Source organism: Streptomyces sp. NPDC013455 (assembly GCF_040632975.1).
Classification (GTDB): domain Bacteria; phylum Actinomycetota; class Actinomycetes; order Streptomycetales; family Streptomycetaceae; genus Streptomyces.
Genome location: NZ_JBEYCX010000002.1, coordinates 290,813 through 304,617, shown reverse-complemented (window position 1 = coordinate 304,617; position 13,805 = coordinate 290,813). Strand labels below are relative to the sequence as shown.

Annotated in this window: 12 protein-coding genes; 6 read left to right on the top strand and 6 right to left on the bottom strand. The window is 74.2% G+C overall.

All coding sequences use genetic code 11. From position 1 onward, the window contains the following. Positions 1-12: 12 nt before the first annotated feature. From fabG to ABZ576_RS05475, 6 genes are read right to left on the bottom strand one after another with little or no spacing between them, the layout of a single operon-like run. Positions 13-756, bottom strand: coding sequence for a 3-oxoacyl-ACP reductase FabG (gene fabG, locus ABZ576_RS05500; RefSeq protein ID WP_360736089.1), 744 nt, complete (start codon positions 754-756; stop codon positions 13-15). Continuing rightward, entirely contained in the window at positions 756-1,010 is a 255-nt protein-coding gene (locus ABZ576_RS05495) for an acyl carrier protein (RefSeq protein WP_360736087.1), read from the bottom strand. Before ABZ576_RS05495 ends, fabG begins: the two co-directional genes overlap by 1 nt. A gap of 57 nt (positions 1,011-1,067) precedes the next feature. Next, complete coding sequence (locus ABZ576_RS05490) at positions 1,068-1,862, bottom strand: SDR family oxidoreductase (protein ID WP_360736084.1); 795 nt, start codon at positions 1,860-1,862, stop codon at positions 1,068-1,070. Between the two features lie 46 nt (positions 1,863-1,908). Next, the gene (locus ABZ576_RS05485) at positions 1,909-2,850 is read right to left on the bottom strand and encodes a beta-ketoacyl synthase N-terminal-like domain-containing protein (RefSeq protein WP_360736081.1); all 942 of its coding nucleotides are present in this window, start codon (positions 2,848-2,850) and stop codon (positions 1,909-1,911) included. Further along, a complete protein-coding gene (locus ABZ576_RS05480) occupies positions 2,837-4,027 on the bottom strand; it encodes a beta-ketoacyl synthase N-terminal-like domain-containing protein (protein ID WP_360736079.1) in 1,191 nt (396 codons plus the stop codon). Before ABZ576_RS05480 ends, ABZ576_RS05485 begins: the two co-directional genes overlap by 14 nt. Then, the gene (locus ABZ576_RS05475; RefSeq protein ID WP_360736077.1) at positions 4,024-4,830 is read right to left on the bottom strand and encodes an alpha/beta hydrolase; all 807 of its coding nucleotides are present in this window, start codon (positions 4,828-4,830) and stop codon (positions 4,024-4,026) included. The genes ABZ576_RS05480 and ABZ576_RS05475 overlap by 4 nt, the downstream gene beginning before the upstream one ends. Before the next feature lie 265 nt (positions 4,831-5,095). Between ABZ576_RS05475 and ABZ576_RS05470 the strand changes: the two genes are divergently transcribed. The 6 genes from ABZ576_RS05470 (at position 5,096) to ABZ576_RS05445 (ending at position 13,753) form a co-directional block, all read left to right on the top strand. After that, the gene (locus ABZ576_RS05470; RefSeq protein ID WP_360736075.1) at positions 5,096-5,986 is read left to right on the top strand and encodes a sterol desaturase family protein; all 891 of its coding nucleotides are present in this window, start codon (positions 5,096-5,098) and stop codon (positions 5,984-5,986) included. Continuing rightward, positions 5,983-7,545, top strand: a complete 1,563-nt coding sequence (locus ABZ576_RS05465; protein WP_360736073.1) for a DHA2 family efflux MFS transporter permease subunit — start codon at positions 5,983-5,985, stop codon at positions 7,543-7,545. The genes ABZ576_RS05470 and ABZ576_RS05465 overlap by 4 nt, the downstream gene beginning before the upstream one ends. Before the next feature lie 122 nt (positions 7,546-7,667). Further along, positions 7,668-9,212: an isocitrate lyase/phosphoenolpyruvate mutase family protein gene (locus ABZ576_RS05460; RefSeq protein WP_360736071.1), complete on the top strand. Its 1,545-nt coding sequence runs from the start codon at positions 7,668-7,670 to the stop codon at positions 9,210-9,212. 2 nt (positions 9,213-9,214) lie between these two features. After that, a complete protein-coding gene (gene aepY, locus ABZ576_RS05455; protein ID WP_360736068.1) occupies positions 9,215-10,345 on the top strand; it encodes a phosphonopyruvate decarboxylase in 1,131 nt (376 codons plus the stop codon). Beyond that, the gene (locus ABZ576_RS05450; protein ID WP_360736066.1) at positions 10,342-11,463 is read left to right on the top strand and encodes an aminotransferase class V-fold PLP-dependent enzyme; all 1,122 of its coding nucleotides are present in this window, start codon (positions 10,342-10,344) and stop codon (positions 11,461-11,463) included. The genes aepY and ABZ576_RS05450 overlap by 4 nt, the downstream gene beginning before the upstream one ends. A gap of 10 nt (positions 11,464-11,473) precedes the next feature. Beyond that, a complete protein-coding gene (locus ABZ576_RS05445; RefSeq protein ID WP_360736063.1) occupies positions 11,474-13,753 on the top strand; it encodes an FAD/NAD(P)-binding protein in 2,280 nt (759 codons plus the stop codon). Positions 13,754-13,805: the final 52 nt, after the last annotated feature.

The window sequence follows — 13,805 nt, the reverse complement described above, 5'->3', positions numbered from 1 at the left end:
CTCCGTACTCCCTCAGATGCCGATTCCGCCGTCGATCCGGACGACCTGGCCGGTGATGTAGGCGGCGCGGTCCGAGGCGAGGAAGGCGACCGCGTCGGCCACCTCCTCGGCCCTGCCGGTCCGGCGCAGCGGGATGTCGGCGACGACCTTGCGGCGTGCCTTGTCGTCCAGTCCGGCGGTCATGTCCGTCTCGATCAGGCCCGGCGCGACCACGTTGACGCGGATACCGAAGCGGGCCACCTCCTTCGCCAGCGACTTCGCGAAGCCGACGATCCCGGCCTTGGAGGCGGCGTAGTTGGTCTGTGTGGCGTTGCCCCGCAGACCGGCCACCGAGGACACGGCGACGATGGAGCCGCCGCGGCGGCGCATCAGGGACATGACCGCCGCCTGGCACACGGTGTACGTCCCCGTCAGGTTGGTGCCGACGACCGCGTCCCAGTGCTCCCGGCCCATCACGGCCAGCGGCATGTCCCGGACGATGCCGGCGTTGGTGACCAGCGTGTCGAGGCCGCCGAGGCGTTCCTCGGCCTGCTCCAGCCACGCGCGCACGGCCGTGCCGTCCGTCACGTCCACCGCGGTGCCGTGCACGCGCACGCCGTGCTTGTCCGCGAGCCGCTCCAGGTCGGCGGCGTCGGCGGGCATGGTGCGGCAGCAGTAGCCGACGTCGTACCCGTCGGCCAGCAGGCGCTCGACCACCGCGCGGCCGATGCCGCGGGAGCCGCCGGTGACCAGGGCCGTGCGAGGGCCGGCGGGCATCAGGCGGCCTCGAGCTGCTCGGCGAGCAGGTCGTAGGTCTCCTTGAGCGAACGCACCTTCTGCAGGTTCGACTCGGACAGCTTCACCTGGTACTTGCGCTCCAGGCGGACCAGGATCTCCAGCGCCAGCAGCGAGTCGACGTCGAGGTCCTCCTTGAAGTCCGCGGTGTCGGTGACCTCGTCGACGTCGACGTCCACGATCTCGGCGATGGTGGCGCGCAGGTCTTCCAGGTCCAGGGTGGTGGGCTCGGGCATGGTGGGTTCCTCCGTCGTGCTGATGGGGCGGGGTGGTGCGGGGCCGGGGCCGGCCGGTCAGACGAGGCCTTCGCCGCCGTCGACGTCGATGACGTTGCCGGTGATCCAGGAGGAGTCACTGGCGGAGAACATGACGACCGCCTCGGCGACGTCCTCGGGGGTGGTGATCCGGCCGTGCGGGTTGGACTCCCGGGCCCGCTGGGCGAGCGCGTCGCTGCCGGGGATGCGGATCAGGGCCGGGGTCATGGTGAGCCCGGCGCGCAGCGCGTTGACGGCGATGCCGGACGGCGCCAGTTCGACGGCCAGCTGCCGGACGTGGGAGGCGAGCGCGGACTTGGCCGCGGACACGGCGCCGTAGCTGGGCATGACCCGCCCGTCGCCGCGGCTGGTCAGCGCGAACACCTTGGCGCCGCGGCCCAGCAGGCCCGCGGTGTACAGGTCGCGCACCCAGTAGACGAGGCTGTGGCCCATGACGTCGACCGTCATGTCCATCTGCCGCGGCGTGATGACGTCCGGCTGTCCCTCGGTGGGGATGAACGGCAGCAGGCTGCCGAAGGCGAGCGAGTGCAGCACCACGCGCACCCCCTGCGGCCCGGTCAGCTCGGCGAGGTGCGCGGTCACCTCGGCGCGGGCGTCGGCCTTCGCGGCGTTGACGTTGTGGAAGGACGCCTGGACGCCGAGGGCGCGGACCTCCTCGGCGAGCGCGTCGGCCTCCTCCTGCTGGGCGGCGGTGCCGAAGTAGACACCGCAGACGTGGGCGCCCTCGCGGGCCATGGCGAGCGCGGTGGCCCGGCCCATGCCGCTGGAGGCGCCGAGTATCAGGCACCACGAACCCTTGACGGATGACAGCATGCTCTTCCTCTTGCTCGGGGTTGCTCGGTGGGTGGTTCGGTACGGCTCAGCGGGCGTCGACGGCGGCGAAGGCGAGGTTGCCCTCCCCGGAGGCGACCACCACGGCCTCGGGTGCCGGCCGGTCCGGGCGCAGCGCGTGCGCCAGCAGCCGCAGCGGGGCCAGCGCGCCGGCGTGCACCGCGGTGACCGCGTCCGTCACCCGGGTGGCGGCGCCGCACCAGTCCCGCACCGCGTCCGCGGCCGTGCGGGCCGTCGGCGAGCCGTCGGTGACGAGGTGGACGGCCGCCGGGGGTGCCGGGCACACCCCGTCCAGCGCGGCCCGCACCATGCGTCCGGCACGTTCCCGGCCGGCCGGGGTGCCGGTGGCGCGGGGCGGCAGGAAGCGCAGCGCGGTCCTGACCACCGTGCCGCCCTCGGCCCCGGCGGGCCGCAGGAGCAGCAGCACGGCGCCGGACTCGGGCACGGCGTCGCCCGCCCGCGGGTCGGGTGCCTCGGCGCCGCCCGCCAGGACCACGTCGCCGCGGCCGGCGGCCAGCGCGCCGGCGGCCAGGTGCACCGCCTCCAGGCCGGCCACCCGCGGTGATGTCACGGTCAGGTTGAAGCCCTTGAAGCGGTGCTCGGTGGACAGCTTCGCGGCGACCAGGTTCACCGAGAAGAAGGGCACGGTCATGGGGCTGAGCCCGTCGATGCCGTCGCCGCCCACGGCCCGCACGATGTCGGCGTGCAGCCCGGCCACGGCGCTGTTGGTGCCGACCACGACGCCGCGCCGCTCCTCGGCGTGCCGCTCCGGCTCGTCACCGGAGGCGGCGAGCGCGTCCCGGGCGGCCGCCAGCAGGTAGTGGCAGGACTCGGGCAGGTACCGGTAACCGCGGCGCCCGAGCCGGGCCTTGACGTCGAACCACTGTCCGTCCGCCGGCAGCGGGTCGGGCGGCAGGACGATCCCGGCCGAGGCGACGACCGCCTCGGCCACCGTGTCAGGAGCCGTCACGCTGCTCACGGTTCTCACCCCCGAACACCAGCGACACGTTGCTGCCGCCGAACGCGTAGGCGTTGACCAGGACCTGGGGCCGCTCCAGCGGCACGGGCGCGGCGGTGGGCAGCCACACCGGGCAGTCCGGGTCCTGCCGGTCGGGCGCGATGTTCGCGGGGACGATCCCGTGCCGGGTCATGAGGGCGGCGGCGGCGACGGCGAACGCGGCGGCGGCGCCCGCGGTGTGCCCGATGAACGCCTTCAGGCTGAACAGCGGCACCCGGTCCAGGTCCGCGCCGAACACCTCACGCAGCACGCGGGTCTCCACGACGTCGTTGTGCGCGGTCCCGGTCCCGTGCGGCACCACGCAGCCGACGGCCGCGGGACCGGCCGCCGCCTGGGCGAGGGCCTCGCGGGCGGCGCGGACCAGCTGGCCGCCCTCCGGGTCCGGGGCCGTGAGGTGGTGGGCGTCGCAGCTCCACGCCGTACCGCGCAGCCGGCCGTACGACGCTCGGCCCGCGGCCGCCCGCGCCGACTGCACCACCAGCATCGCGGCGCCCTCGCCGAACACGGTGCCCCGGCGGTCTGCGTCGAACGGGCGGCACCGTTCGGGGTCGTTGGCCCCGAGCCGGCTGAAGCTCGCCAGCGGCGCCCAGGCCAGTGCCTCGGCGCCGCCGACCAGCACGGTCTCGGCCTCGCCGCGGGCCACCAGGTCCATGGCGACCGACAGGGCGTAACCGCTGGCGGCGCAGGCGTTGCCGATGGTGATGTTGGTGCCGAAGGCGCCGAGTTCACCGCCGACCGCGGAGGCGAGGCGGAACACCGGCGTCCAGTGGTCGGCGGGCCCGGTCAGCGTGTCGCGTGCCCCGCTCTCACCGGCCGCGGTGCCGATCACCACCGCCATGTCGGCGATCTCGTCGTCGGTCAGCCCGGCGTCGGCGACGGCCTGCCGGGCCGCGTGCAGCGCGAACCGGGCGGCGCGGCCGTCCGGTTCACCGGCCGGCGCGGACCACCGCGGTCCGTCCGGCACCTGGTAGGCGAGGACGCCGGGGACCCGCTCGGTGAGTCCGGCCACCGGTGCCGGGCGCGGTACGGCCGAGGTCAGGCCGTGCCAGTAGGCGTCGACACCCGTGCCGAGGCAGCTGACCGTGCCCAGTCCGGTGACCAGCACCTCGGGGGTGGGGGTGGCCGTCATGCTCCGCTCACCTCCGTGGGCGTGGCGTGCCGCGGGAGGCAGTCGGCGGCGAAGGCGTCGACGGCGTCGGCGAAGAGCCGCGGCTGTTCGGTCATCGGGAAGTGGCCGCAGTCGTCCCACAGGCGCAGCCGTCCATGCGGCAGGGCACCGGCCAGGGCGACGGCGTCCTCGGGCGGCGCGAACCGGTCGGCCCGGCCGGCCGTCACCAGCACGGGCAGGTCCAGTGCCGCCGTGTCGAGGAACGGGCTGCGCAGGTAGCTGTCGTAGAAGCGGAGCCAGCCGTAGGGGCCGACCTGGTCGCGGATGAGCAGCGCCATGTCCCGGCGCAGCCCGGCGTCCAGCGGCCGGGTCGAGCCGAGGCCCAGCGCCTCGTCGAAGACGTCCTGGAAGATGCCCAGGTAGTGCTGGGCGGTGTCCCAGTGGAAGTGCGCGGGGTCGCGGCGGTGGAAGGGCGAGACCACGACGAGGGCGCCGGGGCGGGCCTCGCGGGGGGCGGCGGCCAGGTGTTCCAGGGCCAGCAGCGCGGAATAGGAGTGGGCGATCAGCAGGTCGACACCGCCGGGCACCTGCTCCAGGGCGGTGCCGATCGAGTCGGCGGGGTTGCCCCGGCGGCTCCACTCCGGCCCGCCGCCCTGCCCCCAGGGGAGGTCGGCGGTCCACACCTCGGCGGCGGGGGCGGCGTGTTGCGCGTAGGCGCGCCAGGTCGTCGCGGTGGCCGCCAGCCCGTGCAGGGCCAGGACGCGCACCGGGCGGCCGGACGCCGCGTCCCGAGCCTTCCGGACGACGACATGACTGGCGCTCATAGGTACCCCGCTCACGATTCATAGGCGAGCCGGGGGCTTTTGTCGTACGACCGCTGAGCGCCCGGCCGTTGGAGCATAAAGAATTGCGGTTAACCCTCACTTAACGACTGATTGGCATGACGGGAGCGGCCCCGCCGACGAGCGGCCGGCCACCTCCGAAAGGAATTCGTAAGCCAGTCTTAAGAGGCCCGAATTACGGTTCCGTAAGAACCGAGGAGGAGCCCCGATGCTCGACAGAGTGATAGACCGGCTACACGATCCCGCGGTGTACGCGCTCCCAGCCATGGCACTGCTGATCGTCATCGAACTGCTGGCGATCAAATACGGCGACGACCCGGACGACCGCAAGGGTTACGACCTGCGCGACCACCGGGCGAGCATCCTCACCGGCATCGGGGCGCTGGTCTCGTCCACGCTCCTGCGGACCGTGGCGCTCGCGCTGTACCTGCTGGTCTACGAGTACGTGGCGCCCTGGCACCTGTCGTCGACGGCGTGGACGACCTGGTTCATCGTCTTCTGGGGCGTGGAGTTCCTGCTCTACTGGTACCACCGCGCCGCCCACGCGATCCGGCTCATCTGGGCCGGTCACCAGGTGCACCACTCCAGCCAGTACCTGAACCTGTCGACGGCGCTGCGCCGCAAGTGGGCGCAGTGGTTCGAGAAGATGGTCTGGCTGCCGCTGCCGCTGCTCGGCGTCCACCCCGCCCTGGTGTTCACGATGCACTCCGTGCACCTGCTGTGGGGCCTGTTCGCGCACACCGAGAAGATCGGCAAGCTGCCCCGCCCCATCGAGTACGTCTTCGTGACGCCCTCGCACCACCGGGTGCACCACGGCAGCGACCCGGAGTACCTGGACAAGAACTTCGGCAGCATCCTGATCATCTGGGACCGTATCTTCGGCACCTTCCAGCCGGAGCTGCACCGGCCGACGTACGGTCTGACCAAGCAGATCAACACCTACAGCATCTGGAAGATCCAGCTGCACGAGTTCGCGAACATGGTGCGCGACGTGCGCGGGGCCAGGACGTTCCGGCACAAGCTCGGTTACGTCTTCGGTCCGCCCGGCTGGCAGCCGGCCGAGGACACCGCTTCCGGCCCGGCCGGACGCCCCGAGCCGGGTGCCGCACCGATGGAAGTGCCCGGGGCCGCCACGTGACAGGCTCACCCGCCGCGCCGGACGCTCCGGCCGAGCCGGCGACGGCGCCGGCCGTCCGGCGCGGCCTGCGCGGCCACCCCTGGCTGACCGTGGTCACCCTGTCGGTGGGCGCGATGATGGTCTCGCTGGACGGGACCATCGTCACGGTCGCGCAGCCGGCCATGCAGGCGGACCTGCACACGGACCTCACCGGGGTGCAGTGGGTCACGGACGGCTACCTGCTGGCCGTCGCCGCCCTGCTGATCGCCGCGGGCCGGCTCGGCGACCGCTTCGGGCACCGCACGGTGTTCCTGGTGGGCGCCGCCGGTTTCACCGCGTCGTCGGTGGCCATCGGCATGGCCTCGGAGCTCGGCTGGGTGGTCGGGCTGCGGGTGGTGCAGGGCGTGTTCGGTGCGCTGATGCAGCCCGCGACGCTGGGGCTGCTGCGCAGCGCGTTCCCGCCCGACCGGCTCAACCTGCCGATCGCGGTGCGCAGCGCGGTCATCGCCGCGTCCACCGCGGCCGGCCCGGTGGTCGGCGGCCTGCTCGTCGAACACGCCCACTGGGGCTGGGTGTTCTTCCTCAACGTCCCGCTGGGCGCCCTCGCCCTGGTGCTGGGCGTCACCGTCCTCGGGGACGTGCGCGACGAGGCCGCGGGCGGCCGCCTCGACCTGGCCGGCATGCTGCTGGCGGCCGGTTCCCTCGGCTCCCTGGTGTGGGGCCTGGCCGAGGTGGCCGACGCGGGCGGTACGGCCTCCGGGGCGCTGCCGTTCCTCACGGCGGGCGCCCTGCTCGGCGGCTGCTTCGTCTGGTGGGAGCGGCGCGCCGGGCAGCCCCTGGTGCCGCCGCGGATGTTCCGCTCGGCGGCGTTCACCTCGGGTGTCGTCACGATGGCCGTGATGGGCTTCGTGATGGTCGGCGCGCCGTTCGTGCTGATCTTCTACCTCCAGCACGTGCTCGGCCTGTCCCCCGCCGGCTCCGGTATCCGGGTCCTCGCCCTGACCCTGCTGATGATCGTGGGCGCGCCGCCCGCGGCCATCTGGATCGGCAAGGCGGGCCCGCGGATCCCGGTGGCGGCGGGCCTGGCCGTGATCACCGCCGCCATGTGCGCGCTGGCCGGACTCGACGCGGACTCCGGCACGCTGCACACCACCCTGTGCTTCCTGCTGCTGGGTGCCGGCTTCAGCCCGGTCATGGTGGGCGGCACCAAGCTGGTCATGGCCAACGCCCCGAAGGAGCTGTCGGGGGTGGCCGGCGGGCTGCAGCAGACGGCCATGCAGATCGGCGGCAGCCTCGGCATCGCGGTCGTGAGCGCCGTCGTCACGACGTACACGGCGGACCGGCTGCCGTCCCGGCTGTCGGCCGCGGGGTTCCCGCTGCCGGCGGGGCGGACCGAGGACGCCGTGCGGTCCGCGGCCGTCGGACTGCCGCCCGACCTCGGCACCGGACCGGCCGCCCGCACGGCCGTGGAGCGCGTCGCGCAGTCGGTCTTCCTCGACGGAATGCAGTACGCGCTCCTGGCCACGGCCGTGGTGGCGGCGCTCGGGGCCGTCGTCGTGGTGCGGGCCCGGCGGGACTGAGCCCGCGTTCCACACAGGATTCCGGACGGTATTCCCGTTCGGAATTCCCATTCGCCAACCACTGTTTTCAGGGCTGCCCCAATGGTGCTGCGCCGCCCTGTCCCCCGCTAGGAGAATTCGGCATGGGTGCCGCTACCACCACAGAAAACCATCGGGCGCCGGAGATCTCGGCCGCGCGCCGGCTCCGCGAGCTCTTCGCCCGCCCCGGGGCGGTCCGGCTGGCCGGCGCCCACAACCCGCTGGGCGCCCGGCTCGCCGAGCGCGCCGGGTTCGACGGCGTCTGGTCGAGCGGCCTGGAGGTCTCGGCCTCGCAGGGCGTGCCCGACACCGACATCCTGACGATGAGCGAACTGCTCGGCGTCGCCTCCTCGCTGGCCGCCGCGGTGCGCGTACCGGTGGTGGCCGACTGCGACGCCGGCTACGGCAACGCGCACAACGTGATGCACATGATCCGGCGCTACGAGGCGGCCGGCATCGCCGCGGTCTCCATCGAGGACAAGCGGTTCCCGAAGGTCAACAGCTTCATCCCGGGCCGTCAGGAGCTCGCCCCGGTCGGTGAGTTCTGCGGGAAGCTGGCCGCGGCCAAGGAGGCGCAGCGCACCGAGGACCTGGTGGTGATCGCCCGGATCGAGGCGCTGATCGCGGGCTGGGGCATGGACGAGGCGCTCTCCCGCGGCGAGGCGTACGTCCGCGCGGGCGCCGACGCGGTGCTGATCCACGCCAAGGGGTCCTCGCCGGAGCCGATCCTCGAGTTCCTCTCCCACTGGAGCCTGCCGGTCCCGGTGGTCGTGGTCCCGACGACCTACCACACCATCACGGCCACCGAACTCGCCGAGGCCGGCGCCAAGATGGTCATCTACGCCAACCACGGGCTGCGGGCCGGCATCACGGCGATGACCGACACCTTCGCCCAGATCCTGCGGGACGACCGGACCACCGGCCTGGAGGACCGCATCGCGCCCCTGGCCACCGTCTTCGACCTCCAGGGCATGCCCGTGCAGAAGCGGCACGAGGCCGAGTTCATCACCTCCTACGAGAGCCGTCCGCGCGCCGTCGCCCTGTCCGGCCCCGCCACGGCCGCGGCGCCGGCACTGCGCGAGCACCAGATGGCGGCCCTGCGCGGGGCCGGCGCCGAGGACGTCACCGTGGCGGGCGCGCCGCAGGGGCCGTCCGCCGTGGAGGCCCTGCTCGCCCTGCCCGAGACCCACCACGGACCCACCCTGGTCGTCTCCGGTGACGTGCTCGTGGAGAGCGAGCCGCTGCGGCTGCTGGCGGAGTCGGGCGCCGACATCGCCGTCCTCGCGGACGTGTCCGCCGCGCCCCGGCGCGATGACGCGGTGCCGCTCGCGCTGGGCTCGGTCGCGCACGGCGGCCGCCGGCTCCTCGGCGACGCGGCCGGCGACGTCGTGGCGGTCGGGGGCCCGGGGGCGGACGCGGAGTTCGCGGGCGCGGCCGTCTTCTCCGCGCGGGGCCTGGCCGCCCTGCGCGAGGCGGCCGAGAAGCGGCGCGCCGACGCCGCGCCGGCCACCCTGGGGGAGCTGGTCGCCGACCTGATCGACGCCGGTGTGCGCGTCCGCGCGGTCGAGATCGCCAGCGGCTGGCTGGAGCTGCGCACCGCGGACGACGTCAGCCGCGCCACCGCGCTGCTGCCGGGAACGGAGGCATGACGGTGAGCGCTCCCGCCCCGGGCGCCCTCCCGGCGGACGGTGTCGTCGCCCTGCTCAAGGAGCGCGGCCTCGGACCGTTCACCGGTGTGCCCTGTTCGTTCCTCGGCCCGGTCATCAGCTGCCTGGAACAGGACCACCCGCAGGACTACGTCATCTGCGCCAACGAGGGCGAGGCGGTGGCCATCGCGGCCGGTGCCCGCCTGGCCGGCCGCACCCCGGTGGTCATCCTCCAGAACTCCGGGCTCGGCAACGCCGTCAACCCGCTGACCTCGCTGTGCCACACCCTGCGGCTGCCGGTGCTGCTGCTGGTCACCTGGCGTGGCCGTCCCGGGCAGCCGGACGAGCCGCAGCACGAGCTGATGGGCGCGATCACCCCCGAGATGCTCACCTCGATGGGCATCCGCAACGAGGTGCTGCCCGGCAGTCTCCCGGAGCTCGCCGAGCGGCTGGACGCGGCGCTCGCGCACATGGCCGGCACCCGGCTGCCGTTCGCGTTCGTCGTGCCCAAGGGCGCCATCGCCCCGCACCCGGCCGCCGCGCCCGCCGGAGCGGACCCGCGCGCGGACCTCATGCTGCGGGCCGACGCCATCGGCCAGGTGGTCGAGGCCATGGACCCGGCGACCCTGCTGGTCGCCACCACCGGCAAGACCGCGCGCGAGCTGGAGCGCGACTTCGACCGGCCGGAGAACCTGTACGTCGTCGGGTCCATGGGCTGCGCCTCCAGCGTGGCCCTCGGCGTGGCGCTGCACACGCCGGACCGGCCGGTCGCGGTCCTCGACGGCGACGGGGCCGCGCTGATGCGCCTGGAGGCGATGGCGGCGATCGGCCGGGAGACCCGGACCGGTCTCGCCCACATCCTCCTCGACAACGAGGCGTACGAATCCACCGGCGGCCAGCCCACCGCCTCGGCGGGCGTGGACTTCTGCGCCGTCGCCGCCGCGAGCGGCTACCGCGCCACCCACGACGTGACGGACGCGGAGCAGCTGCGCGCCGCGGTGCGCCGCGCCCAGGCGGAGGGCGGCGCCCAGCTCATCCGGGTGCGGATCAGGCCGGGTTCGGACCCGGGCCTGGGCCGGCCCGCGCTCCGGCCGCCGCAGTCGGCGGCCCGTTTCATGGAGGTACTCGCGTCATGACCGCTTCCGTACCCCCGCTGCCGGCCGCGGCCGTCGGGCAGCCGGTGCTGATGAACCCCGGGCCGGTCGTCCTGGACGACCGGGTCCGCGCCGCGCTCGCCGGGCCCGACCTGTGCCACCGGGAGCCGGAGTTCTCCGACCTGCTCACCCGCATCCGGCACAAGACGACCCTGGTGGCGGGCGGCGGCCCGGCGCACACCTCGGTGCTGCTGACCGGGTCGGGCACCTCGGCCGTGGAGGCCGCGATCGCCTCGGCCGTCCCCGCGGACGGCGGGCTGCTGGTCCTGGACAACGGCCACTACGGCGAGCGGTTCGCGCACATCGCCGCCGCGCACGGCATCCGCGCCCACCGGCTGGAGCTGGGCTGGGGCACGCCGCTGGACACGGACCTGATCGAGCGGGCGCTGGCCGCGGACCCCGGTCTCACGCACGTCGGCGTGGTCCACCACGAGACCAGCACCGGCATGCTCAACGATGTCGCCGCGGTGGCCCGGATCGCCCACGCCCACGGCCGTGAGGTGATCGTCGACGCGGTCAGCAGCGTCGGCGCCGAGCGGATCGCGCCGGCCGAGGACGGCGTCGACTGGCTGGCCGGTTCGGCGAACAAGTGCCTGGAGGGCGCCCCCGGCCTGGCGTTCGTCACCGCCACCAGGGCGGCGTTCGAGGCACTGGCCGGCCGGCCGCGCCGTACCTACTACCTGGACCTGCACCGGCACTACACGGCCCAGGAGAAGGGCCTGCCGGCGTTCACGCCCGGCATCCCGGCCTGCTACGCCTTCGAGGCGGCGCTCGATCTCGCGCTCGCCGAGGGGCGGGAGGCCCGGCACGCCCGGTATGCGGCGCTCGCCGGGCAGCTGCGCGCGGGCCTCGAGGCACTCGGCCTGGAGCTGCTGCTGCCGCCCGCGCAGCGGGCGGTGGGGCTGACCGCGCTGCGGCTGCCCGCGTCGGCCGGCTACGAGGAGCTGCACCGGCGGCTGCGCGCCGCCGGGTTCGTCATCTACCGCGCGCAGGAGCGGCTGGCAGCGGACCACTGGCGGCTGTCGACCATGGGCCGGATGACCTCGGCCGACATCGACCGCTTCCTGGCCGCGCTGGCGGACATCCTGCGAGACAGCTGAAGGGGTACGAGTGACCACCGCACAGGCCGACCCGACGCGACCGACATCGGCCGGGGCACGTCCCTACCGGCTCGCCCTGATCGGCGGCGGCCCCCGGGCGACGTACGCCGTCGAGCGGCTGTCGGCGACGCTCGGGCGGCTCGGGGGACGCGGGCTCCAGGTGCGTGTCTTCGAACGCACCGGTGACTTCGGGGCGGGCCAGGCGCACAGCCCCGGGCAGACCCGCACCAGTTACCTCAACCGCATCGGCTGCCAGGTGAGCTTCGCCGCCGACGAGACCGTCTCGGGCGCGGGTCCGCTGCGCCCGCGGGAGGAACGGCCGACCCTGCACGAGTGGTGCCGCCGCCGGTTCGAGGAGACCGGGGACCCGGACTTCGACCTCCAGCCGGAGGACTGGCCGCGCCGGTACGTGCACGGCCTGGCGCTCAGCGACATGTTCCGGGCCTTCGCGGCGGACCTGTGCCGGCACCCCGGCGCGGAGCTGCACCTGCACCGGGAGGAGGTCGTGGACGTCGAGCCCCTCGACGACGGGCTGCGGGTGGTCACCGCCTCGGGCGCCGCCTATCCGGCCGACGAGGTGCTGCTGCTCACCGGGCACTCGCACCACGATCCGCGGCTGTCCGCGCAGGGAGCCCGGCTGGCCGAGGCGGCGGTGCTCGGCGGCGCCGTGCACGTGCCGCACCCCTACCCGCTGGACCGGGTGCTCGGCCCGGACGTGGCCGGCCCGGGTGCCGTGGTGGGGCTGGCCGGCATGGGGCTGACCGCCATGGACGCCGTCCTGCACCTGACGGAGGGCCGGGGCGGCTCCTTCGAGGAGGTGCCCGGGCGGGGGCTGCGGTACAGGCCGAGCGGTGACGAGCCCGCCGCGATCGTCGCCTTCAGCGGCTCCGGCCTGTTCACCTTCGCGCGGCCCGACAACCGCAAGCCGGGCGACGGCTCGGGCGACCACCCGGGCACCTTCCTCACCAGGGAGGCGGTGGACCTGGTCCGGGCGAACAGCGGCCGGCCGTACCCCACCACGGACCGGGTCAGGGCGCAGCTCGACTTCGACCGGGACGTCCTGCCGCTGGTGGTGCTGGAGATGGCCCACCTGTACTACACGACGCTGTTCGGGCCGGGTGCCGCGCTGCTGCTGACCCAGCGGGCGATGCCGTCGTACGTGGCCTTCCTGGCCGGTGCGCGGCCCGGGGGCGAGGACGGTCTGCTGCCCGCGCTGGAGGGCGCGGTGGCGGAGCTGACCCGCACCCTCGGGCCGGTGCTGCGCGGCGAACAGGCCCTGTTCGAGGCGCAGAAGGCGGTCGTGTGGCCGGTGCGCGAGGTGCTGCTGCACTGGGTGCGGACGGTGTACGGGGCGCCGGCGCAGTACGAGGTGCGCGGCTGCCTGGACCGCTCGCTGCCGCCGGCCTGCGTCCTCGAGGGGCGTACCTCCCCGAGCCGTCTGGACACCTCCCTCGAAGGCAACCGGTTCGACTGGCACACGGCCGTGCGCCCGGTCGGCCCGGCCGGCTCCGCCGAGAAGTACCGGGACGAGCTGCTGCGGTTCATGGCCCGCGACCAGGCCTGGGCCCGGCAGGGCAACCTGGACAACCCGCACAAGGCGGCGTCCGACGGGGTCTGGCGCGACCTGCGGTCGGTGATCTCGTACGCGGTGGACGACGCCGGGGTGACCGCGGCCTCCCAGCGGACGTTCCTGCGCCGGCACACCGGCCACCACAACCGGCTGGCCAACGGGGCGGCGCCCGAGGTGATGGCGAAGATCACGGCGCTGATCGAACACGGCCTGCTGGACGCCGGGACCGGCCCACAGGCCCGGGTGCGCTACGACGCGGGCAGCGGCCGTACGGTCGTGGAGGGGCCGCACACCGGTGCCCGCCGCGCCCTGGACGTGGTGGTCGAGGCGCGGATGCACCCCTTCGACCCGCGCGCCGACGTCCGGCCGCTGTACCGCAACCTGCTGGACCGCGGACTGGTCCGGATGTGGCGGAATCACGCCAGGGGGGACGAGGACGACTTCCTGCCCGGGGGCCTGGAACTGACCGCGGACTTCTCACCCCTGCGCGCCGACGGCAGCGTCGAGTCCCGTCTCACGGTCCTCGGGGCACCGGCCGAGGGGGCGCGTTCGTTCCTGCTGTCGGCGCTGCGGCCGGACGCCGACCACTACGTCATGCGGGACGTCCTGGTCTGGCTCGAAGGATTTTGGGCGAGACTCGCGCGAGGCGGTGAAATTGGCCGATTCCCGGCTTCCTCCTCGGAAAGTCCTGTCATAGAATGCGGACAGGTTGAAAGATGAAGCAAGAGTGGGACAAAGCCGCGCACGCCCCCCGTTGTCTCGACTTGTCGCG